Origin of the sequence: Shewanella sp. 3_MG-2023 (genome assembly GCF_030548765.1) — a bacterium.
In the GTDB taxonomy this organism is placed as follows: domain Bacteria; phylum Pseudomonadota; class Gammaproteobacteria; order Enterobacterales; family Shewanellaceae; genus Shewanella.
On sequence record NZ_JAUOSH010000004.1, the window covers coordinates 33,462 to 56,049 of the forward strand.

The following is a 22,588-nucleotide window of genomic DNA, read 5'->3' on the forward strand; positions in this document are numbered from 1 at the left end:
GGCACGATGAGTAACAGCGATATCATCATATAAATAGCCACTAGCCACTAGCCACTAGCCACTAGCCAATGAAATCATTATTCTTCTTGTGCTTTCCACTCTAAAGTCTCTAAAGGATAGCCACCAAACCATTTTGCAGTATCCAGTACAAAATGGCTGGTGATTTTTTCAATACCCAAGTCTTCTTGCATCATGTCATTACAAACGCGATTAAAATCTTCAACCGTAGAGCACATCATAAAAGCAATGTAATTAATGCTGCCATTTACCTTCATACAATCGACGACTTCGGTATATTTTTTGATGCCTTTTTCAAATACTCCGCAATGTTGGTATGTATTACTTTTCAATACAAAATGCGCATAAGCCTTCACGTTGACACATAACTTGTCCACATTCGTCACCATGGTATAGCCAATAATGAAGCCAGCGTCTTCAAGGGCTTTTACGCGTTGCAAACAGGCACTTGGCGACAAACCAATGATTTCCGATAAATCATTATTACTAATCCGAGCATTGTTTTGTAATTCTGACAAAATACGACGATTCATTCTGTCTAACTTAATATGTTTTTTTACCATTTTTGCCCCATATGAAAATAAATGCTCAAGCGACTTTAAAATCAACAGATTATTGTGTTTGACCCCTCAAAAACTAAATAATATATCCTGAATATACCGCATAATAAAAATTAAAATCACAAATGAAATTGGAATATGATGAATCATCACCCCAGTGTTTTGCTTCGAACACAATTAGGCAATATTACGATCAAGTTATTTATGCAAGAAGCGCCAATTACTGTGACTAACTTTTTAGAATATGTCGATAGCCAGCTATTTAATGACAGTAGTATTTTTAGAATTGTAACCAACGACAATGCAGAGCAAGCTGAAGATGCTAATGCAAAAATCAATGTCATTCAGGCAGGGTTGCCCCCGGAACATTCAAGCTTATTAGCCGGGATCCCTCATGAAACCACTAAAGACACCGGCCTTTCACACATAGATGGGACGGTTTCAATGGCCCGATTTGAGCCAGGAACTGCTGATGGTAGTTTCTTTTTCTGTATCAATGATCAACCTGAACTTAATTATGGTGGTAAACGTTATGATGATGGATTGGGGTTTGCAGCCTTCGGACGTATTACTCAAGGTAGAGACATACTTGAATTAATTTATCAGAAAGCTGAAAACCAAGAATACTTAGAAAATGAAATATCGATATTATCGATTAGCCGTTGTGAATGATGGATGCATCAGCCAAATTAGTCATGTTTGAATCAACACTGATTGTTTTGGCTTTCAGCATAACTTACGGCTAGTTGAATTTTTAAACGGGCTAAAGGCAATACTAATATAAAAGATAGCGCAAATAATATCGTCCCCATAATGACCACATCACGATAGCCTGTGCCTTCTACCAAGGTTGAAGCCAAAATAGGGCCTAAGATATAACCCACACCAACCACCGTCTGCGCGGCGCTGATATATTTCCCGGAATGATCCACATCAGAAATAATCGCAAATAACCGCGCACCAGCAATACTCCAAAAGAAACTAAATATGCATAAAGAGACGAGATAGCGTGTTTCATTTAAGCCCTTATCGAGTACCAATAACGATAACGCCATCACGAGCAACGACACAAATAATAGCCCCGTATGCTTACCAAACTCACCCGTAAAGGCAAAAAATAACGCACCAACCAGACCAGCAACCATCGCAATGGCAAGCGCTTGAGAAACATAAGATAGCGCCAAATCAGCACTGGTGCCCATCAAAGACATATAAGTCCACACCCCACCTATACTCATATAGAAAAAGAGTATCCCTAATAGGGCTAAATTTAATTGCTTGGTTGGCTGTTTCTCTCCCGTTTTTTCAACACCTTGTTTCACTTTATAGTCATCACTTTTACGCGGTAACAGTTTAATCACCAAAAGCGGAATTAAGTAAAATAATCCCATGGCGATAAACACCCCTGACAACGATAAGCGATCAAATATAATCGGCACGAGAGCAAGTCCAATCGCCTGAACCACAACGATGGCAGCGGTATAAAACCCAAACCAACGATTTGGATTGCTCGTCATACCAATTGCACTTATCCCCACAGCAACAATCAATCCTTCGCCCAAGCCGGTAATAGACCTTATCAAGCAAAGTACCAGAAAATTTTCAGTGAACACTGAAAGAAAATTTCCCGCAACCGCAATAACTACACCAACAAGTAACACCTGTCTAAAGTTTACTTTTTTGATAAATATCGAAAAAATAAATGTGGCGAGTGCTAACCCCACAGCATCAGTCGATGCTAACCAGCCAATTTGTTGGTCCGTCAACGATAACTTGATCCCAACGACTTCCAAATACACGGGTAAAAACAATAAAACAAGGTAGCCAACAGGTGCAGTTGCGAGTCCACTCAGTCCATATTTCAAATCTGGATCACTGGTATTAAAGAGCTTATGCAGCATTAATTATTCCCATCTATTCTAAAAAAGTCAGATATGTCATCTATTCAACTTAGCGGTAATGAGGCTATTTAAAATTATAAATAACCTGCGCATCTTGCTCGGTTATAAAACCATTTTTAATATCATTTAACACATCCGCTTTAGGCCTTTTACTTGGATTGCCCCAACCACCACCATTGCCGGTCACTAACCGCAGAAGATCGCCTTTTTTCAACTTATATCGACTGGTTCGACTAAATCGTGCTTTTAGATTGTCCTGATCATCGAACACTTCGACATAGTTACATGAGCCATCATGACCTTCATCAATCCCCCAAGGCGCGGTGATTCCACGACCAAAAAAACTTGAAATATCAGTATTATCGGAAAGGATTCGATAATCGAGAATAACACCATTACCGCCTCTGTATTCACCTGCACCAGACGAATCATTGTTAAAGGCATATTGTTCCACTAATACACCATATCGCGCTTCTGTGATTTCGACAGGAATATTACTGGTTTCGCCATTACCCACACAAAACTGACCAGACTCGCCATCTTTACCAACGGCAGCGCCCCAGCCACCCACTAAAGGCTCAACTAACAGGTAAGGCTCACCCGTTTCAGGCAGTTCACCGGATAAATTCATGGTACAAACGGAACCAAATTGTCCTGCGGTAACAATGCCAGGTAACACATCGGCTAACGCTTTACGCGTCACATCTGCTGCACATACCATGGCTTCAAAATAGGAAGATACCGGTGCTGGGCGCTCTGCAGTCAACAAGGTGCCTGGTGGGCAAATAACCTCTAAACGGCGAAAACAACCATCGGTTGCAGGCGCATCAGGCTGAACAATGCCCATGAAGACTTCTCTCGCCGCAGAAATTAATACTCCCATCGTACAATTAATAGGCCCGGGAGCTTGTTTAGATGACCCGGTAAAATCAAGGGTGAATAATGTGTCCGTGATGGTCACTTTGACCTTTACCGCAAAAGGCCCATTGCCCATACCATCTTCATCAATGACGTCTTCAGCCTCAAATACACCTTTCGGTAGTGACTTGAATTTCTCTAACACCATGACATCACCATGCTCGAGTAGCTTATCAATGGCTGTTAATGTCACTTGTTTACTGTATTTTTCCATCACAGCAACAAAGCGTTGTTCACCCACTTTTAATGACGCTGAACATGCTTGTAAGTCACCTAATGTCATATCAGGTAAACGAACGTTAACTTCAATTAAATCCAGCAAGGCTTGGTTAGGCACGCCTCGTTCAAACACTTTAATCCCAGGAAACTGCAAGCCCTCTTGGTAGATTTCAGTGGCATCAGCACTATAACTACCAGGATCTTTACCACCAATTTCGGTCCAATGCGCTTTATTAGCAGTCCATGCAACCAGTTCATTTTCAAAAAATATGGGACGGATCATACAAACATCAGATAAATGTGTCCCTCCACCCGCATAGGGATCGTTTAAGATAAAAACGTCTTCGGGGTAAATATTCTCACGATCAAATTTAGCGATGATATTTTGGACGCCAGCATCTAATGTACCGATAAATCCAGGGATGCCGTTGCCTTGAGAAATGAGTCGTCCCTGAGCATCGGTAACGCCGATGCCATAATCTAACGATTCATAAATGATCGGACTTTTACTACTACGTTTTAATGCTAAAAACATTTCTTCGCCAATAGCCACTAGCGCATTTTTTATTATTTCTATGGTAAATATATCGACTTGTTTATTCATAGTTTACTACTCAACTTAATACTTTTACTGCAACCAATTAATCACGAAGATAAATATGAAGTCCGCCAAAATCATCCACTTCAACCCTGTTACTCGGTAATATAACCGTCGTTGTGGTGCTTTCTTCAATGATAGCGGGGCCTTTAAATTTCATACCAGGCTGTAATTTTTCGCGGTCATAAATAGCCGCCTCTTGCTGAGTATTATTATCAAAATCAACCACTCGCATTCCAATCAAAGCAACATCAGCATTCGTAGATGAACCTACTGGTAACTTTTCAAGTTTAGCTTTGTCTAGTATGCCAAAAGCAACTAAGTGAATATTCACAACTTCAATCGCTGAGTCATTGAGTCTAAACGTATATTCCTGCTGATGAGTTCGGTGAAAACGCTCTGACAATTCATTAATAAAATCAGCATCTTCAAGTTCAGTACTGGGTACATGAATTTTAACGGTATGCTCTTGCCCACTATAGCGGGCATCCACATACCGTTCATGCTTCACTTTATCCTTGCTCAAACCATCATTTTCATAATCTAGATTGGCTTTTGAAGTCACTTCTTTAAATGCATTAATCACTTCACATTTACTGTGACGATTAAGACTGAATCTATGGGTTTGAATATAATCTCTACGCAAGTCAATCATCAGCATCCCCCAAGCAGAAAACACGCCAGCAAAGGGAGGAATGATGACTTTGCGTGCATTCAATTCTTTGGCTAAAGCGGTTGCGTGCAAGGCGCCACCACCACCAAAGGCCATAAGTGAAAAGTCGCGAGGGTCGTAACCACGATTAACCGAGATTAACTTAAGCGCATTGACCATATTAGAGTTAGCAATATTTAATACGCCATGAGCAACATCCATGGCTGTGACATCAAGCTGTTGCGCTAATGCTGTAAAAGACGCTTCCACTGCGGCAATATCGGGCTGTATTGCTCCACCAGCAAAATTGTCACGATTGATTCTACCGGTAATTAAATTTGCATCCGTTGTTGTTGGTGCACTTCCCCCACGGCCATAAGCGACCGGACCCGGCGTAGAACCCGCACTTTGCGGACCGACATGCAAACTATTAGCGGCATCAATCCAAGCAATACTGCCGCCGCCATTGCCAATTTCAACAATATCAATCACGGGAGTTTTGATAGGGTAACCGGCTTTTTTAGCTGTTTTTTCTAAAACATATTCTGTGGTGATACGTGTTTGACCATCGTGAATAAGTGAACATTTTGCTGTCGTGCCACCAATATCGAGCGCCATAATGTTGCCATCACCAATCACTTCACCGTAGGCTGCCGCCCCTAATATGCCGCCAACAGGACCAGATTCAACCAGTGTTATTGGATTATCACGAGCTGATTGTAATGTGGCTATTCCGCCATTAGATTGCATGATAAAAGGATCAGTTTTCAAACCATTGGCACGTAATTTACTTTGCAGTTTATCCAAATACTGCTGAGCGGGAGGCAACACATAGGCTGATAACACTGTGGTGCTGGTTCTTTCGTATTCTCGCCACTCACTTGATATTTCATGTGACGCAATAACGTTAACGTCAGGCCACAATAGCTTTAATGCCTGCACTGTTTTAATTTCATGAACAGGATTTAAATAAGCATGTAAAAAACACACCCCTACAGCTTCAACTTGCTGAGATTTAAAATAATCCACCAAGTGCTGTAAATTGTCTAAATTTATCGGCTTGACAACATTGCCTTTATAATCGAGACGCTCTTCAACTTCTAAACGTAAATGACGCTCAACAAACGGGTTAGGTTTTTGATATGTGTTGTTAAAAATATCCGGAGTATTACCGCGTGCAATCTCTAACACATCACGAAAGCCTTTGGTGGTGATAAGCCCTGTTTTAACCCCTTTTCGCTCGGTAATCGCATTGATAACAACGGTGGAACCGTGGGCGAAAAAATCGACCTCTGACAACTCAATTTCAGCTTTAATCGCAGCATTAACCACACCTCGCTCAAAATTTGGGGCGGTCGTATCACTTTTAACGGCTTTCACATTACCTTCATCAATATAAACAAGATCGGTGAACGTTCCACCGACATCTGTTGCCACTCTTACCGTCATAATTTGCACCTTTTACTCACAAAAGTTAATTGCAATTTAGGGCAATTAACCCTCTCTAGCCCGTCATAATATTATTGACTGAGCTAGCTATATTAAATGTTAACTAGCCATAATCGATGGTAAGTAATACTTGCCACCAGCCAGCGATTATCGCTAGCGATGTCTCGTTCTAGAAGTTATAACGCGCCTGCACCCCGACTTGTCTAGGCTGATTGCGCATACGAATTAAAGGGTTGAATAGGAATACCGTTTCGGGAGAAGCCTCGTCGGTTAAGTTGGAGGCAAATAATGACACTGACCACTGCTGGTTTTCTATGGCTATATTGGCATTGACAAAGGTATGAGCATCGGACTCGCCAGTATCATCATTGAAAATATCGAATGAACGTGGGCCTAAGGTGTTGAAGGCAAGTCGCGCTTTAAATACAAAGTCGCTAAAGGCTTCTTTTGAGTAATCAATTGAACCATTTAAATTAAAATCTGATACATACGGCATAGTGCCGCCTTCAGTTTCAGCTAAATCTCGACCAGACAGAATATCAATGCCTGTATTTTTGGTAATTTCATTATCGATTAAGCCAAGACCAAAATTAATACTGATATCATCAGTCACTGATGCAGACATTTCGAGCTCAAAACCATCGATAGCGACTTCATCAATGTTTAAATTTTCCAGCGTGAACGTCGTTGGGTTTAAGCGAGTAAATTGTGCATCTTGCTGTTCAATATGAAAGACTGACATATTTAACCACAGCGCACCGTCTAGCCAAGTGGTTTTAAGCCCTAACTCAACAGTATCGGAAATTTCTTGCTCATACTTTCGAATAACAGCAGGGGAGTACTCATTAAAACCACCCGATCGAAACCCTTTCGAATAGGTGCTATAAAGCAGGTGTTCTGCTGTCATTTGCCAAGCGATTGAAGCTTTGGGTTGCAACTGACTAAAAGTATCATTCACTTTCGATGCGCTTGGATCTCTTTCATCATAAGCATCACGCTCTTCAGAGTCATAACGCAGTGCCAGTGTGAGCTCTAAATCATCTTTAATGTCGTAGTTTGTCTGCCCAAACACCGCATAAGCACTGCTTTCTTGTACTGTTTTTTCACCAATAAAGACTAAACTTGGATCTGCTGCAATGTTGGCTAATACATCCTGATAAGTTACACGTTCAGTCGGCGTGATATCCCATACTTGATCATAAGATACGCTTCTATTTTTTGCTTCATAGTAAGCACCAACAGACCAACGTAAACTGTCATCATTTGGCGAAGTAAAGCGCGCTTCAGCGCTGCTAGCATCTTCTTCTATTGGATTTATTTGGGTGATGGGGAAATAGAAATTATCTTCACTAGCCTCTTGATGAGTAAAGTCGCCATCAGAGAAAAACATAATATCTGAGTCATTTGCAGCAGCAATAAGGGTCAAATCACCATAATCAGTCCCTTGTTCTAACTTAGCAGAAACAGACCACAGTGTTGATTCATCAAGACCAACCGCATTGGCATCAGGCTTTACTGAGAAGTCTTCTAATTCTTCTTTAGTAATAAAGGCCATATAATTACTACCCTGAGTTTTCTCAGAATAGCTACCGTTTAAAGTCAACGCCGTATCGTCACTCAAATAAAACTTAAGCATACCTTGAGTACCGAAAGCACCGTCGACATAATCGACGGTTTCATTAAGGTAATTATTGTCGATTAATCCATCAAAATCTTGATAGTTTGCAGAAAGCCTATAGTAGGCTTTATCTTCTATCATAGGGCCGCTTATTGCAGCGTTAACCTTTTTATCACTGCCTTCTGCAATTGAGGCTTGTACGCTACCTTCAAGCTCATCCGTTGCTTGCTTGGTGACAATATTAATGGCACCACCAATGGCATTTTTACCATACAAAGCACCTTGCGGACCTCTTAATACTTCGATTCGCTCTATGTCGTGCAAGCCTTGATTAATAAATTCTAAATTAGGCACCGTTATGCCATCGACGACATAAGCGATAGGTGCTTCACCAACTTGTGGCGTTATGAGTCCACGCACTGTGACAAAGTTAAGGCCCGAGCGAAAATTACTCGATACGTTTAAGTTTGGTGTCAGTGCGGAAAAATCTTTAATAGTCGTGATACGGGCAGCTTTAATATCTTCATCACTAAATACAGTTACTGAATCGGGGATTTGTTGCAATGTTTCTGTGCGTCCACGAGCGGAAACAACAATTTTTTCAATATTATCGAGATTGCTATTTTCTTTGCTTGCTTCTTCTGCATGCAAAACTGTACTTCCTGATAAGGCGAAAATTACTGCTACAGCAATTTTCTTAGGAAGAAAGTGATTACTTAATGACATTTGGCTACCCTCTAAATTTTGTGTGAGCACTTGGGTCAATTGTCACGTTAATCAATTGTTACACCACTCAAGTGCGCCGTTACATCTCTTTAACAGTTTCAATGTTACGCAATAGAGAAAAAAACTTTGATACAAATAACGTGTAAAAACGCAGTATCTTTCGTATTTACATTCCAAAACTGCATATTTAGCAGTAACCACGGTAATCTGATGATCCATTGATTCTATACATTCGCTAGTGCATTAGTGTGAATGTTAAACCGCTGATAAAATTGGAAAAGCAAGGTTCACTAATAATGCAGCATTGATTTTATCCCGCGAAACACGTTAGATTAAATACTCTACAATAATTATATCCATAAGGCTGCTGATGACTACGGATGTCCAACTACAAGCATTAAAGCAAGTCGCTGAAATATTTGACCAACATGTGCCATTTCATAATTTACTCGGCTTAGAGATAAAGCGCTATGACGAAAATGGTGTCGAAGTGGTGATAAAAATGAAGCCTGAGCTTATTGGTAATATTCATCAAAATATTTTACACGGCGGAGTGACGGCAACCTTGCTCGATGTAGTTGGCGGGCTGACCTGTTTTGCCGGCTTAGTATCAAGCAGAGACGACTGGACCTTGGAGCAATTACAACAACGTCTAACCACCTTAGGCACTATTGATATGCGGGTTGATTTTTTGCGCCCTGGACGTGGAGAAATATTTACTGGCACTGGTTGCGTCATTCGTTCAGGTAATCGGGTATCAGTCTGTCGCATGGAATTACATAATGAACAAGGTACCCATATCGCCTTCGGTACTGGGACCTATATGGTGGGTTAACTCATTAGGACTAAATCCATAAAAAACCAACATAAACATAAACTTAAAACATCTTAGTTTGCCGCTTTATACCAACTGCGATAATGCTGAGGCTAATTAGTGGATCTTATTGAAAAATGATCCAGCGATTAGCTTGAGAGATCGGCAAAGGCAACCTACAATCGCCCTCTCTTTGTCAGTTGTTTGTGGAAATTCATGCAAGATATTGAAACACGTAAAGGCATTATCCTCGCCATTTGTGCTTATTGCTTATGGGGCATAGCACCACTGTATTTTAAATTACTGGCTGATGTGTCAGCCTTCGAAATCTTGGCTCACCGCGTGGTGTGGTCCTTTATCTTTATCATCATTTTAATGCAGTTTATTGGCGGATTTTCACGCCTAACACTGTTATTGAAAAAGCCAAAACAATTACTGGTGTTGGCGCTGACCTCGGTACTGATTGCACTTAATTGGCTGATTTTCATTTGGGCGATTAACAACGGCCACATGCTCGATGCCAGTTTAGGTTATTTCATTAATCCACTATTTAACGTATTGCTTGGAACGGTATTTTTATCTGAGCGGTTACGAAAATTACAGTGGTTTGCGGTGGCGCTTGCCTGTATCGGGGTGCTCATCCAGCTCATCTCCTTTGGCTCTATCCCATTGGTGTCTTTAGCGCTGGCAGCATCATTTGGTTTTTATGGTTTATTACGTAAAAAAGTCAACATTGATGCTAAAGCGGGTTTATTGGTTGAAACCGCTATTTTACTGCCTGTGGCATTAGCTTATTTAGCCCTAACGCTTGATACCGCATCGGCAAATATGCTCACTAACGATATTGGAATGAACTTAACCTTAGTGGCCGCAGGTATTGTTACCACCATTCCACTATTGTGCTTTGCAGGGGCAGCCATTCGTATCCCATTATCCATGCTGGGTTTTTTCCAGTATATTGGCCCAAGTATCATGTTCATGTTGGCAATATTTTTATTCAAAGAGCCTTTTGATATTGAAAAAGGGGTCACATTTGGCTTTATTTGGAGTGCATTAGTGTTGTTTACCGCTGATATGGCGCTGCAGCGCCGTCGCCGCTTAAAGCAAAGCTAATAGCTATCGCCTTTTCAATGCTTCATTGCCGCAATGGCTTTCATTGCGGCCTCGTTATCCTCTAGGGTTACTAGCATTACATAGCCTCTAGTGGTTGGCAGTAGCAAGGCATCGTCCCTTGTGAGTGACACCAGCGCCTTATCGCCGTTTTTAAGGGTAAACCATCCTAGTGAGTATCCGGCAATGCCTATGCCGTTTGTACGCCACTGTGGAGTTAATTCTAATTCAGTTGTTAAGTCCACTACTCTCACTTGCTGCCAAAGTAATTCATCCGTGTTGAAATCCTGACTGTAAAGGGGGATCGATAACGTCAAAGGCTTATTGTCAGGCTTTAGCGTCAACTGGCTATTATTGGTTTGATACAGGGTCCATGAGAACAGCATAAACAGGAATAAAATAATCCCGTAGCTAACATACAACGCAGTGCTCGGTAATTTCTTTACCCAAATCAGCGCCGTTAGCCCTACTAACCCAACCAGCACCCCGACAAAATTGAACATGCCGTTATTGCTTAATCCTGCTAATGCGACTTCAGTCATTCTGTTCCTACTTACTCATGTGTCTTACAACAGATAAAATCTGTTTAATCATTTTGGAATATTAACATAATTTTTATAACATCCTGACGGGTATGGCTTTTACAGGCCTGCTATTGCCAAAATCGTCAGCAACAACGATTAGCAGTCACAAAAATGCCACCGTGAAGGACACTCCACGGTGGCATTGCTATAGCTGCTTAGCCTTCAGAAACCTTACAAATCTAACGCCAGAACTTTTGAATTGCGTTGGAAGTTATACAGCTTCTTTTTTGCGTTAGGCAGCTGTTCAACATCAACAATATTAAAGCCGAACTCCAAGAACCAATGAATACTGCGGGTGGTTAAGGCAAACAATTTCGAATAACCGCGCACCCGTGCTTGGCCAATAATATTGTTCAGTAGCACGCTACCTCTGTCTGCATCACGATAATCTTGATGCACCACTAAACAGGCAAACTCACCGGCATTATCTTCTTCAAAGGGATATAACGCCGCACAACCAATCACCAAGCTATCGCGCTCGATAAGCATAAACTGCTCAATTTCCATTTCCAGCTGCTCACGGGAGCGGCGCACTAGCACCCCTTGCTCCTCTAATGGGCGAATAAGGTCTAATACTCCACCGATATCGCCAATGGTGGCGCGTCTTAAGCGCTCAGCGCTTTCAGTAACAATTTGGGTACCAATACCTTCACGGGAGAACAACTCTTGTAGCAAAGTGCCATCTTCAAGGTAGCTCACCAAGTGACAACGTGGAATGCCATTACGACAAGCATCAATACTGGCCTTTAAAAATGCCATGGTGCCCACACAGGATTTACCCGCCGTTTGCATTTCATCCAAGATGGACTGCGCGCCATTTGGCATCAGCTCAGCAATCACCTCGCCGTCTTTGCCCAAAATGCCGTGGGTATTACTAAAACCAATAATTTTGTCGGCTTTAAGCTTTATAGCCACTTTGGTGGCCACTTCTTCGGCGGTTAAGTTAAAACATTCGCCAGTGACAGAAACCGCAATAGGCCCCATCAATACAATACAATTTTTTTCCAGCTGGCGTTCAATTCCTTGAGTATCAATACGGCGCACTTTACCCGTTAGGCAAAAATCCACCCCGTCATCGACTCCCAAAGGCTGAGCAATAACAAAGTTGCCACTGACAAGGTTGATTTGTGCATTTTGCATTGGGGTGTTGCCAAGGCTCATTGACAGCCTTGCTGTAATATCAAATTGCACTGAGCCTGCAACTTGTTTAATCACTTTTAATGAGTCTTCATCAGTAATGCGCACGCCGTTGTGATAACTCGGTTCAATACCCGCACTGTGCATGGCGCTATCAATTTGCGGCCTTGCGCCGTAGACCAACACCACTTTAATCCCTAAGGAGTGCAACAAGGCGACATCGTTTAAGATGCCTCTAAATTGATTATGCAGCAGGGCTTCGCCGCCAAGCATGACAACAAAGGTTTTTCCGCGATGAACATTAACGTATGGCGCTGAATGGCGGAAACCATCAACCAGCTCTGTGGTTCTTAAAGGCACATTAACCCCTAAACAAATAATCAATCAGAACAGTCAGTGACAAAACCACTAACAAATATAATTACGCAATAATATTGCATTTAAATTCACTTTAAAAGCATTTTATCGCATTAGTAATAGTTTTAGACCATAAATAGTGCCTATAAAGCAGTAAATAAGCTCACATAACCGCCAAATAGTTCAAATGGCGTTTATGCATAAGGCGGCAATATAGCGTCAATAAGTGAATAATGAAGACAAAATAAGCGTAACGACCTCTATCACTGTAAGGCGTTGTTTATAAAGCAAGAGAAAAGCATAACTGATTGAAATTGATAACGCGGAGATCTGGATTACATTTTTGACAGGCAAAAAAAAAGCCCCATAAAGGGACTTTTTTAAAAGAACAAAATCAATTACTTGATTTTAGCTTCTTTGTACATAACGTGCTGGCGAATAACTGGATCAAATTTCTTGATTTCCATTTTTTCAGGCATGTTACGCTTATTTTTTTCAGTAGTGTAGAAGTGACCAGTTTTAGCACTAGATACTAATTTGATCTTCTCACGATTACCTTTAGATTTAGCCATTTTCTATTATACCTTCTCGCCGCGGGCACGAAGTTCTTTAACAACAACTTCAATACCTTTTTTGTCGATGATACGGATACCTTTGGTAGATACACGTAGTTGCACGAAGCGTTTTTCTTCTTCTAACCAAAAACGGTGGTTTTGTAGGTTAGGTAAAAAACGACGACGAGTCGAATTTTTAGCGTGCGAACGGTTGTTACCAACCATAGGCTTCTTGCCAGTAACTTGGCATACTCTTGACATGTCAATCTTCTCCAAAAACAATTTTAAAACGCTCGAGCATTTATGTGCCTCGTGTGGCCGTCGCCCGAGGCACAAAGAGGGCGCATTTTATACACGATAACAAAAATAAGGTCAAGCGTTGTTTAATTTATCCACCCGCGTTCAGCAAAAGAAACTATCTCCTGATCGCCTACAACCATATGATCTAAAAGAGAAACATCGATAGTAGATAAGGCTTTTTTTAATCTGTCAGTAATTTGCCGATCTGCCTGACTTGGCTCTGCAATGCCAGACGGGTGATTATGACACACTATGACTGCCGCAGCTTTTTTTTCCAACACCAAGCTCACCACTTCACGTGGGTAGACTGATGCAGAATTAATCGTTCCGCGGAATAATTCTACAAATTGAATCACTCTATGTTGGCTATCCAACAATAGTAATGCAAACACTTCATAGGATCGGTCTGCTAATTGTCTCATTAAATAGTCCCGAGTTAAATCAGGATTTACCAAAATTTGCCCTCTACGCAGATTTTCTTGCGAAATTCGCTTAGAAATCTCCGATGCCGCCTGTAATTGGGCATATTTTACCGGCCCAACACCCGACAATTGGCAAACTTGACTACGCGGTGCACAAAATAAAGCCCTTAATCCGCCAAACTGACCAATCATATCTCGGGCAAGATCGACCGCATTTTGACCTGCTATGCCATTTCGCAGTAAAACCGCCAGTAACTCGGCATCCGATAAATGCCCTGCACCTAAATGTAATAATTTGTCTCTTGGCCCTTCTCCTTCAGGCCAGTCTTTAATCGCCATAAACACTCCTTGTTTAATGTCATCCGTGATGGGGGCACTCATACTTGTATGAGTAAGTTATAGATAGTGGGTAGCAATAACTTTTTGTAAATAGCGAGTTGTGACCCTTAGTTGTTGTGACCCTTAGCACATCATTATGGTCTATATTTTTAATTTCGGATCATCATCCTTATTTAGATTGTGATATCTTAGCCGCAATATCGCGATGAGCAGGATTGAGCAAAACATGCTGACAAATAAAAAAGTCCTTCTAGGCATAGGTGGTGGTATTGCTGCCTATAAAAGTGCCGACTTAATACGCCGCCTTAAAGAGCGCGGTGCTGATGTTCGTGTGGTCATGAGCCAAAGCGCCATGGAGTTTATTACCCCACTGACAATTCAAGCGCTATCAGGTCATCCTGTGGCCTCAGATTTACTCGATCCAGCAGCTGAAGCCGCAATGGGACATATTGAGCTCGCCAGATGGGCTGATGTGGTTATCGTCGCACCAGCGACAGCTAACCTCATTGCGCGTATTAATGCAGGTATGGCAGATGAACTGTTAACCACCACCTGCCTTGCTACTGAAGCGCCAATTATCGTTTGCCCAGCCATGAACCAGCAAATGTATCGCAACCTTGCAACCCAAGAGAACCTTGCCAACATTAAACGTAAAGGCATCACCGTTTGGGGGCCTGCCAGTGGCGATCAAGCTTGTGGCGAAGTCGGCCCAGGTCGAATGCAAGAGCCCTTGGCCATTGCTGAGCAACTGGTGCAGTATTTCGCCCCAGCTGAAAAACCATTAAACGGTTACAAATTGATCCTGACTGCGGGCCCAACCCGTGAAGCAATCGATCCGGTTCGATACATCTCTAACCATAGCTCAGGTAAAATGGGCTTTTCATTAGCCGCAGCCGCAACCCAAATGGGCGCTGAAGTCACCCTCATTAGCGGCCCTGTTAATCTGGCCACACCTTCAGGCGTTAAGCGCATCAATGTCGAATCAGCACAACAGATGTTAGATGCCGTCATGGAAAACATTGAAGACCAAGCTATTTTTATCGGCTGCGCTGCAGTGGCCGATTACCGCATCGCCACCGTCGCTGAATCTAAAATCAAAAAGTCGGCTGAGCATATGCAACTTGCGCTCGTTCGCAATCCTGATATCTTAGCCAGCGTTTCAGCGCTAAAAAATCGACCTTTCACTGTAGGTTTTGCTGCAGAGACCGATAACGTAGAAGAATATGCCCGTGGCAAGCTTGAACGCAAAAAATTAGATCTTATTGCTGCCAATGACGTATCAATTGCAGGTCTAGGGTTTAACGCCGATAACAATGCGCTGCAGGTGTTCTGGAAAGACGGTAGTGAAAAACTACCCGCAACAGACAAACTGACACTGGCAACGCAATTACTTACTTTGATAGCAGCAAAGATTAAAACATCATGAAAACACCTGTAGAACTTAAACTTCTCGACTCGCGTATTGGCAGCGAGTTTCCTTTACCTGCTTATGCCACCCCAGGCAGTGCAGGTATGGACTTACGTGCCATGATTGATACCACCATGGTTATCGAGCCAGGTGAAACCGTATTAATCCCAACTGGCATAGCTGTACATGTTGCCGATCCAAGCTTAGCTGCCGTGATCTTGCCTCGCTCAGGCTTAGGTCATAAACATGGCATCGTATTAGGCAATTTAGTCGGCTTAATTGATTCAGACTACCAAGGCCCCTTAATGGTGTCTTGCTGGAACCGCAGCGATAAAGCCTACAGCATCGAAATAGGCGATCGTTTAGCGCAGTTAGTTTTTGTGCCTGTAGTACAGGCGCAGTTTACCTTAGTCGATGAGTTTGATACCTCAGAACGTGGTGAAGGTGGATTTGGTCATTCTGGCACCAAATAACCTTTACAAGTAGTCACAATCCTAGGAATAAATAATGGCGGCTAGCCCAAAAATAAATCGTCGTGAGCACATTTTACAGTGCCTTGCGCATATGCTGGAAACCAGCCCTGGTCAACGTATTACCACTGCTAAGTTGGCAGCTGAAGTTGGTGTTTCAGAAGCGGCGTTATATCGCCACTTCCCAAGTAAAGCGAGAATGTTTGAAGGCTTGATCGAGTTTATTGAAGATGCGATTTTATCGCGCTTGAATATCATCATGGATGAAGAAAAAGACACCATGAAACGTTGTGAGCTGGTACTGCAACTCTTACTGGTGTTTTCAGAGCGTAACCCGGGGATCTCACGGGTGCTCAATGGTGATGCACTTTTAGGTGAAAATGAACGTTTACGCAGCCGCATTAGCGCACTGTTTGCCAAAATTGAAACCCAAATCAAACAAATACTGCGTGAAAAAACCCTCCGTGAAGGCAAAGGTTTTAATATCGACGAAGCCATACTTGCCAACCTACTGCTTGCAGTAGCAGAAGGGAGAATCGCTCAGTTTGTGCGTAGTGAGTTCAAACAAAAGCCCACTAAGCACTTCGATGAACAGTGGCAGTTTATTCAGCAGCAACTGTTGAGAAGCTAACCTATTAGCATTGCTAATATCGCTTATTATGGTCGTTGAATTAACACAAAACAACAACATATCTAAAACGCACTTCGGTGCGTTTTTTGTTGCCGATAAATTGTATTTGTTAATTAAATGTCGTACTTTGGCTTTAGTTTATCGATAGCTATCGATAAATATTACCACTACAAAAATTAACAAGGATGTTTATGAAACACACTGCTGTTATTGCAGCCTGTCTGCTGGCCTTTATTCCCTCAATATCTCATGCGGCATCATTATCTGATGCGAGCCTTTTCAGTAAAGGGGCAGAGTTTAGCGATGTCAAAATTTCTCCAGAAGGTGATTACCTCAGTGCATTAACTAGCCACAATGGCAAAAAAACCTTAGTTATTTTAGAAACAAAAACCAAAAAACTGCTCAATGCGCTCAACTTTCCAGGTAATGCGAAGTCGGCAATTATGTATGGGCAAACCATGAACGTATTGTGCTACAAAAAGTCTATTTAAAAGGTTGGTCCGACATTCCACAATATTATGGCGAATTATTTGCTATTAACGCTGATGGCTCACGCAAAAAATACTTATTTGGCTATAACAGTGGCGAGCAACAAACCGGTTCCCATATAAAGAAAAACACCGCTATTAATGCCACTGCATTCATACTTGATCCAATGCCAGAAAACAATAAACACATGCTGGTCAATGCGATACCATGGAGCAGTGCGCTTTCGAGAGGTTATGATAGCCTTCAAGATGTATATCGTGTCGATCTCTATACTGGTAAAAGACGCAAAATCGTTACCTCTCCCATAGGTAAAGCTAGCTTTTTAACCAATCATACAGGCGAAGTAAAATTTGTAGCAGGTATCGATAGTCAAAATAAAACCCAAATATTTTATCGCCATGAAGGCGATTGGCTGAACAGTAGCAAGCTTAATCTTGGTTTGACTGATTTTTATCCCATTTCATTCGCCAATAACCCTGACACCATTTTTGCCGCAGGCAGAGAAGACAATCACACCTTGGGGGTGTATAAAATTGATTTAACTAGCGGCGAAAAGCAACTGGTTGTTCAAGATGAAGATGTTGACCCAAGCAACTATTGGATTAATAAAAAAACCAAACAGCTTTATGCCGTCGAATTCGATAGCGGATATCCAACTTATGCCTTTGTAGATAAACAAGATCCCCACTCCAAACTAGTTAAACAATTGCTGGCATCACTACCTGGACATCAAATCCAAATAGTCAGTGAAACTAACGATGCTAAACTCTCGATAGTTAAAGCCTTTAATGACCGCAACCCTGGTGATTACTACTTATTTGATACCGAAAAAACCAAACTTGAATATCTTTTGTCTGAGAAAAGCTGGCTAGACCCTGATGCCATGGCTGAAGTGAAACCTATCAGCTTCACCAGTCGTGATGGCAAAACGATTTCTGGTTACCTCACCTTACCCGCAGGCAAAGAAGCTAAAAATTTGCCTCTGATTGTTAACCCCCATGGCGGCCCACATTATATCCGCGACAATTGGGGCTTTGACCCACAAAATCAGTTACTGGCGAATCAAGGCATGGCGGTATTACAGGTTAACTTTCGAGGTTCAGGTGGTTTTGGTGGACAATTTCAACAAGACGGTTATCAAAAGTGGGGCTCTGAGATTCAATACGACATCATTGATGGCACCAAATATGTAGTTGACCAAGGTTTTGCAGATAAAGATCGCATTTGTATTGTGGGCGGCAGTTTTGGCGGCTACAGCGCCCTACAAAGTGCCATTATTGAGCCTGATTTATTCAAGTGCGCCATTGGCTTTGCCGGTGTTTACGATTTAGAAATGATGTTTGAAGAAGGTGATGTACAAGAATCTCGAAGTGGCACTAGCTATTTAAAAGATGTGCTTGGGGAAAACCCTCAACAACTTAAAGCCATGTCACCCGCCTTTAATACCGATAAGCTTAAAGCCAGCTTATTACTCGTTCATGGCGGCAATGATGAGAGAGCACCCATTGAGCAGTTAGAGTCATTAGAAAAAGGCTTAAAGCAGCACAAATACCCTTATCAAAAACTAGTCATGGATGATGAGGGTCATGGCTTTTATAATGATGAACATAGAGCCAAATACTACAATAAGATGTTGAGTTTTTTGAAAGATAATCTCAAGTTGTAATTTTGTCGCCTCACACCAAAGCCGATACTTGACTAAAAAGGTCGGCTTTTTTTATTTCAATAATATTAATTTGACCTAAATCACGTTATTATCCCGTCCCTGATCTTTGATGCAGCGCTTGCCCATAAAGCGTTAACGTCATTTTTAGCATACACTCATTAAGTATTACCCCTGTGGTTGGAGGATAAGATGGCACTAAGTGAAGCCGCGTTGAAAGTTAAAGCAGCACTAACTGAACAAGGGCTTGAAACCCCAATGCTGCCTCAAACTTACACAGCAGAAGAGCGTAAGCAGAAAATTGAGCATCATATGAAAGAAATCCTGACATTAATGTCGCTGGATTTATCGGATGATAGCTTGATGGACACCCCACGCCGCATTGCCAAAATGTATGTTGATGAGATTTTCTCTGGGCTTGATTACCAGAACTTCCCTAAAATCACCGTCATCGATAATAAGATGGGCGTTGATGAAATGGTGCGAGTGCAAGATATCAGCCTCACCAGTACCTGTGAGCACCATTTAGTGACTATTGATGGCTTTGCCACCGTTGCTTACTTGCCACGCACTAAAATCATCGGTTTATCAAAAATCAACCGCATTGTGCGCTTTTTTGCCCAGCGTCCACAAGTGCAAGAAAGACTGACCCAGCAAGTGTTAGTGGCATTACAAACCTTGCTTGAAACCAAAGATGTGGCGGTAAAAATGGATGCAGTGCATTACTGCGTTAAATCCCGTGGCGTTATGGACTCAACCAGTTCAACCACCACCACAGCGTTAGGTGGGGTGTTTAAATCAAATCCTGCTACCCGCGCTGAGTTTTTACATCAGTCTAAGTGCTAATTAAATACTATTGATTAGAAGATGGTAATTGCACAACCAAACACAAAAAAGCCAGACATCATGTCTGGCTTTTGCTTTCTCGCTATTAATACAAAACAGATTAAATACCGTATTGCGCTCGATAAGCACTCACTGACGCTAGCTCTTTTTCCATGCCAGGTTTTTCAGATAAATAGCTGATCAAGTCAGACAGCTTAACGATAGACACGATGTCACAGCCAAAGTCACGCTCAACTTCTTGAATAGCTGATAACTCGCCTTTGCCTTTTTCTTGTCTGTCTAGGGCAATCAATACGCCTGCAAGGCTTGCATCATGGGCTTCAATGATTTCCATTGACTCACGAATAGCAGTACCTGCGGTGATCACATCATCCACTAACATCACTTTACCCGCAAGCTCGCTACCCACTAATGAGCCACCTTCGCCATGAGTTTTCGCCTCTTTACGGTTAAAGCAGTAAGGCACATCTTTATCGTGATGATCACATAAAGCCACAACGGTAGTTGTCGCAATCGGGATACCTTTATAAGCAGGACCAAACACTAAATCGTAATCGATACCAGAATCAACCAATGCAGCAGCATAAAAACGACCTAAACGCGCTAAATCACGACCCGTGTTAAATAAACCCGCATTGAAAAAGTAAGGGCTAGTACGGCCTGATTTTAAGGTGAACTCACCAAAGCGTAATACCTGACGCTCAAGAGCAAATTCAATAAACTCACGTTGATATGCTTTCACATTATCTCCTTTATACTGTTATCATTTTTTGTAGAATACATTTTAAAAAAGGGCCCTAATGGGCCCTTAATTCAAATCAATTTTTAGCTTAATGCCGCTTTCTGAATGTCCACGATTTCGCGGATGCCGTGCTTGGCTAACTCAAGTAAGCTTAATAGCTCTTCATGACTGAATGGCTCGCCTTCAGCAGTACCTTGGATCTCAATCATCTTACCGGTTTCTGTCATAACAACGTTCATGTCAGTTTCAGCAGCGCTATCTTCGATATATTCTAAATCGCAGATTGGCTCACCTTTATAAATACCAACACTAACAGCAGCAATAAGGAACTTAAGCGGGTTAGTTTTTAAAATACCTTTACCACGAGCCCAGTTCAGCGCGTCAACTAATGCAACACAAGCACCAGTAATCGCTGCAGTACGTGTTCCGCCGTCAGCTTGAATCACGTCACAATCGATAACGATAGTGTTTTCACCCAATGCTTTCATATCAACAGCTGCACGTAATGAACGGCCGATTAAGCGTTGGATTTCTTGAGTACGACCAGACTGCTTGCCACGAGCAGCTTCACGTTGCATACGGCTATGAGTCGAACGCGGAAGCATACCGTATTCAGCAGTTACCCAGCCTTGGCCTTGGCCTTTAAGAAAACGTGGTACGCCTTCTTCAAAACTGGCAGTACATAAAACTTTTGTGTCACCAAATTCAACCAACACCGAACCTTCAGCGTGAGCTGTAAATTGACGAGTAATCGTAACTGGACGAGATTGTGCAGGTGTTCTGTCGCTTGGACGCATATGCATTTCCTATAGTGTGGAATTGATGACTTAATTTCGCAGCATATTATAGTGACTTGTTTCAGTGGATGCCACGCTTAACAAAACCCTTATTGGATTTTTATTAACAAAACGGCACACTGAGGGATTAAATATTGTTTAAATGATGTGAGACACATGAAAATTGCCATCTTTGGTGCCGGCTCAACAGGCTGTTTTTTAGCAGGCGAACTCAAGCTCGCTAAGCTTGATGTCAGTGTTATTTGCCGGCCACGGATTAAACACAGCATTATTGAAAATAACGGTATTCGGCTTACCGACTATCAAGGCTTAGATCAACGCGTCATGCCAGATGCACTGATGACCGATATCAACCAGTCTGTTAATAAGAGCCGTAATAAAAGTGATAATAATAGCGGCGATAATGAGCAAATAACGCAATTCGATGTCATCTTTGTCACCCTAAAATGCCACCAACTCACCAGCATCATCGATGACTTATTAGCAATATCAACCCAGCAAAGCGCCATCGTATTAATGCAAAATGGCCTAGGTAGCCTTGAAATCCTTCAGCAAGCCTTTAAAAACCGCAATCAAGTAAGGCAAATCTTTCAGGGCATCACCCCGTTTAATGTATTGCAGCAAGACAACGCCAGCTTTCATAAAGGCACTGAAGGGGTATTTACCTTCGAAACATGCCCGCAAACTCACGCCATTGACACCGCGATGAACAATGCACAGGCAAATATCAGCTGCACATTAGCAACCGATATGACGGCCATTATTAATGGTAAATTACTGCTCAACCTCAATAACGCCTTAAACGCCATATGTGATGTACCGATAAAGCAGCAATTAAGCCAGCGCAAAACCCGAAAACTGCTGGCCATGGCAATGCAAGAGTGGCTTAAGGTCTGCAAACAAGCACACTTACCACTGGCCCAATTCACCAAAGTTAAACCCCGCTTGCTACCGCTGATTTTATCGCTACCTGATAGCTTATTTACCTTGATAGCAAAACCCATGTTGGCAATCGACCCGCACGCACGTTCATCGATGTGGCAAGATATACACGCACAGCGCCCCACAGAAATTGATTACCTAAATGGCGCAGTCGTAAAGCTTGGGCTCAACCACCAAGTGGCAACCCCAGTAAACAGCGCCATAGTCGCAGGAATTAAAAAATTAGAGCAAGGCAAGACAATCAGTATCGATGAGATTTACCGCATGATCCGAGCTTAACTCGCACCTATATAGCGCCAGCACTTACAGAAAGTTAGCCCTGAT

At 42.2% G+C, this 22,588-nt stretch carries 20 protein-coding genes and 1 pseudogene; 9 read left to right on the plus strand and 12 right to left on the minus strand.

Annotation, left to right across the window (positions count from 1 at the left end):
• Positions 1–77 precede the first annotated feature (77 nt).
• Positions 78–581, minus strand: coding sequence for an Lrp/AsnC family transcriptional regulator (locus Q4591_RS03320; protein ID WP_303459371.1), 504 nt, complete (start codon positions 579–581; stop codon positions 78–80).
• Between the two features lie 135 nt (positions 582–716).
• Between Q4591_RS03320 and Q4591_RS03325 the strand changes: the two genes are divergently transcribed.
• Entirely contained in the window at positions 717–1,250 is a 534-nt protein-coding gene (locus tag Q4591_RS03325; RefSeq protein ID WP_241905000.1) for a peptidylprolyl isomerase, read from the plus strand.
• A 32-nt stretch (positions 1,251–1,282) separates the two neighbouring features.
• Here Q4591_RS03325 and Q4591_RS03330 read toward each other — a convergent pair whose 3' ends face one another.
• The 4 genes from Q4591_RS03330 to Q4591_RS03345 all read right to left on the minus strand — a co-directional run bounded on the left by Q4591_RS03330 (position 1,283) and on the right by Q4591_RS03345 (position 8,659).
• Positions 1,283–2,479, minus strand: coding sequence for an MFS transporter (locus Q4591_RS03330; protein WP_102476557.1), 1,197 nt, complete (start codon positions 2,477–2,479; stop codon positions 1,283–1,285).
• A gap of 64 nt (positions 2,480–2,543) precedes the next feature.
• The gene (locus Q4591_RS03335; protein WP_102476558.1) at positions 2,544–4,220 is read right to left on the minus strand and encodes a hydantoinase B/oxoprolinase family protein; all 1,677 of its coding nucleotides are present in this window, start codon (positions 4,218–4,220) and stop codon (positions 2,544–2,546) included.
• Between the two features lie 37 nt (positions 4,221–4,257).
• A complete protein-coding gene (locus Q4591_RS03340; protein ID WP_303459382.1) occupies positions 4,258–6,315 on the minus strand; it encodes a hydantoinase/oxoprolinase family protein in 2,058 nt (685 codons plus the stop codon).
• Between the two features lie 169 nt (positions 6,316–6,484).
• A complete protein-coding gene (locus Q4591_RS03345) occupies positions 6,485–8,659 on the minus strand; it encodes a TonB-dependent receptor (protein WP_102476560.1) in 2,175 nt (724 codons plus the stop codon).
• A gap of 370 nt (positions 8,660–9,029) precedes the next feature.
• On the opposite strand from Q4591_RS03345, the gene Q4591_RS03350 reads away from it, so the two are divergent.
• Positions 9,030–9,494: a thioesterase family protein gene (locus Q4591_RS03350; protein WP_102440200.1), complete on the plus strand. Its 465-nt coding sequence runs from the start codon at positions 9,030–9,032 to the stop codon at positions 9,492–9,494.
• A 195-nt stretch (positions 9,495–9,689) separates the two neighbouring features.
• Entirely contained in the window at positions 9,690–10,586 is an 897-nt protein-coding gene (rarD, locus tag Q4591_RS03355) for an EamA family transporter RarD (RefSeq protein ID WP_303459386.1), read from the plus strand.
• A 14-nt stretch (positions 10,587–10,600) separates the two neighbouring features.
• Here rarD and Q4591_RS03360 read toward each other — a convergent pair whose 3' ends face one another.
• From Q4591_RS03360 to radC, 5 genes are all read right to left on the minus strand, one after another.
• On the minus strand, positions 10,601–11,125 hold the full coding sequence (locus tag Q4591_RS03360) for a PH domain-containing protein (RefSeq protein WP_303459388.1): 525 nt from the start codon (positions 11,123–11,125) through the stop codon (positions 10,601–10,603).
• Positions 11,126–11,338: 213 nt separating this feature from the next.
• Positions 11,339–12,664, minus strand: coding sequence for an amino-acid N-acetyltransferase (argA, locus tag Q4591_RS03365; protein ID WP_102440197.1), 1,326 nt, complete (start codon positions 12,662–12,664; stop codon positions 11,339–11,341).
• A gap of 395 nt (positions 12,665–13,059) precedes the next feature.
• Positions 13,060–13,233 (minus strand): 50S ribosomal protein L33, encoded by a 174-nt coding sequence (gene rpmG, locus Q4591_RS03370; protein WP_011494790.1) that lies wholly within the window; start codon positions 13,231–13,233, stop codon positions 13,060–13,062.
• 6 nt (positions 13,234–13,239) lie between these two features.
• On the minus strand, positions 13,240–13,476 hold the full coding sequence (gene rpmB, locus Q4591_RS03375; protein WP_055025225.1) for a 50S ribosomal protein L28: 237 nt from the start codon (positions 13,474–13,476) through the stop codon (positions 13,240–13,242).
• A gap of 122 nt (positions 13,477–13,598) precedes the next feature.
• Positions 13,599–14,276: a DNA repair protein RadC gene (gene radC / locus Q4591_RS03380; RefSeq protein WP_102440196.1), complete on the minus strand. Its 678-nt coding sequence runs from the start codon at positions 14,274–14,276 to the stop codon at positions 13,599–13,601.
• Between the two features lie 226 nt (positions 14,277–14,502).
• Here radC and coaBC point away from each other — a divergent pair, with 226 nt between their 5' ends.
• The 5 genes and pseudogenes from coaBC (at position 14,503) to folE (ending at position 19,783) form a co-directional block, all read left to right on the plus strand.
• Positions 14,503–15,702, plus strand: a complete 1,200-nt coding sequence (gene coaBC / locus Q4591_RS03385; RefSeq protein WP_102476564.1) for a bifunctional phosphopantothenoylcysteine decarboxylase/phosphopantothenate--cysteine ligase CoaBC — start codon at positions 14,503–14,505, stop codon at positions 15,700–15,702.
• Positions 15,699–16,157 (plus strand): dUTP diphosphatase, encoded by a 459-nt coding sequence (gene dut / locus Q4591_RS03390; RefSeq protein ID WP_076538029.1) that lies wholly within the window; start codon positions 15,699–15,701, stop codon positions 16,155–16,157. Before coaBC ends, dut begins: the two co-directional genes overlap by 4 nt.
• 34 nt (positions 16,158–16,191) lie before the next feature.
• Positions 16,192–16,785 (plus strand): nucleoid occlusion factor SlmA, encoded by a 594-nt coding sequence (slmA, locus tag Q4591_RS03395; RefSeq protein ID WP_076538032.1) that lies wholly within the window; start codon positions 16,192–16,194, stop codon positions 16,783–16,785.
• 185 nt (positions 16,786–16,970) lie between these two features.
• A pseudogene (locus tag Q4591_RS03400) lies at positions 16,971–18,940 on the plus strand (alpha/beta hydrolase family protein).
• A 189-nt stretch (positions 18,941–19,129) separates the two neighbouring features.
• Positions 19,130–19,783, plus strand: coding sequence for a GTP cyclohydrolase I FolE (gene folE, locus Q4591_RS03405; RefSeq protein WP_303459391.1), 654 nt, complete (start codon positions 19,130–19,132; stop codon positions 19,781–19,783).
• 100 nt (positions 19,784–19,883) lie between these two features.
• On the opposite strand, the gene pyrE is transcribed toward folE, so the two are convergent.
• Complete coding sequence (pyrE, locus tag Q4591_RS03410) at positions 19,884–20,525, minus strand: orotate phosphoribosyltransferase (RefSeq protein WP_102440193.1); 642 nt, start codon at positions 20,523–20,525, stop codon at positions 19,884–19,886.
• Between the two features lie 83 nt (positions 20,526–20,608).
• The gene (gene rph, locus Q4591_RS03415; protein ID WP_102440192.1) at positions 20,609–21,322 is read right to left on the minus strand and encodes a ribonuclease PH; all 714 of its coding nucleotides are present in this window, start codon (positions 21,320–21,322) and stop codon (positions 20,609–20,611) included.
• Positions 21,323–21,478: 156 nt separating this feature from the next.
• Here rph and Q4591_RS03420 point away from each other — a divergent pair, with 156 nt between their 5' ends.
• Positions 21,479–22,543, plus strand: a complete 1,065-nt coding sequence (locus Q4591_RS03420) for a 2-dehydropantoate 2-reductase (RefSeq protein WP_102520342.1) — start codon at positions 21,479–21,481, stop codon at positions 22,541–22,543.
• Positions 22,544–22,588: the final 45 nt, after the last annotated feature.

Bases quoted from the DNA above. Each gene is read 5' to 3' on its own strand.
- Q4591_RS03340 (WP_303459382.1), bottom strand. From the start codon at position 6,315: ATGACGGTAAGAGTGGCAACAGATGTCGGTGGAACGTTCACCGATCTT.
- Q4591_RS03420 (WP_102520342.1), top strand. From the start codon at position 21,479: ATGAAAATTGCCATCTTTGGTGCCGGCTCAACAGGCTGTTTTTTAGCA.
- rph (WP_102440192.1), bottom strand. From the start codon at position 21,322: ATGCGTCCAAGCGACAGAACACCTGCACAATCTCGTCCAGTTACGATT.
- dut (WP_076538029.1), top strand. From the start codon at position 15,699: ATGAAAACACCTGTAGAACTTAAACTTCTCGACTCGCGTATTGGCAGC.
- Q4591_RS03320 (WP_303459371.1), bottom strand. From the start codon at position 581: ATGGTAAAAAAACATATTAAGTTAGACAGAATGAATCGTCGTATTTTG.
- coaBC (WP_102476564.1), top strand. From the start codon at position 14,503: ATGCTGACAAATAAAAAAGTCCTTCTAGGCATAGGTGGTGGTATTGCT.
- Q4591_RS03350 (WP_102440200.1), top strand. From the start codon at position 9,030: ATGACTACGGATGTCCAACTACAAGCATTAAAGCAAGTCGCTGAAATA.
- radC (WP_102440196.1), bottom strand. From the start codon at position 14,276: ATGGCGATTAAAGACTGGCCTGAAGGAGAAGGGCCAAGAGACAAATTA.
- rpmB (WP_055025225.1), bottom strand. From the start codon at position 13,476: ATGTCAAGAGTATGCCAAGTTACTGGCAAGAAGCCTATGGTTGGTAAC.
- rarD (WP_303459386.1), top strand. From the start codon at position 9,690: ATGCAAGATATTGAAACACGTAAAGGCATTATCCTCGCCATTTGTGCT.
- Q4591_RS03325 (WP_241905000.1), top strand. From the start codon at position 717: ATGATGAATCATCACCCCAGTGTTTTGCTTCGAACACAATTAGGCAAT.
- slmA (WP_076538032.1), top strand. From the start codon at position 16,192: ATGGCGGCTAGCCCAAAAATAAATCGTCGTGAGCACATTTTACAGTGC.
- folE (WP_303459391.1), top strand. From the start codon at position 19,130: ATGGCACTAAGTGAAGCCGCGTTGAAAGTTAAAGCAGCACTAACTGAA.
- Q4591_RS03335 (WP_102476558.1), bottom strand. From the start codon at position 4,220: ATGAATAAACAAGTCGATATATTTACCATAGAAATAATAAAAAATGCG.
- Q4591_RS03360 (WP_303459388.1), bottom strand. From the start codon at position 11,125: ATGACTGAAGTCGCATTAGCAGGATTAAGCAATAACGGCATGTTCAAT.
- rpmG (WP_011494790.1), bottom strand. From the start codon at position 13,233: ATGGCTAAATCTAAAGGTAATCGTGAGAAGATCAAATTAGTATCTAGT.
- Q4591_RS03330 (WP_102476557.1), bottom strand. From the start codon at position 2,479: ATGCTGCATAAGCTCTTTAATACCAGTGATCCAGATTTGAAATATGGA.
- Q4591_RS03345 (WP_102476560.1), bottom strand. From the start codon at position 8,659: ATGTCATTAAGTAATCACTTTCTTCCTAAGAAAATTGCTGTAGCAGTA.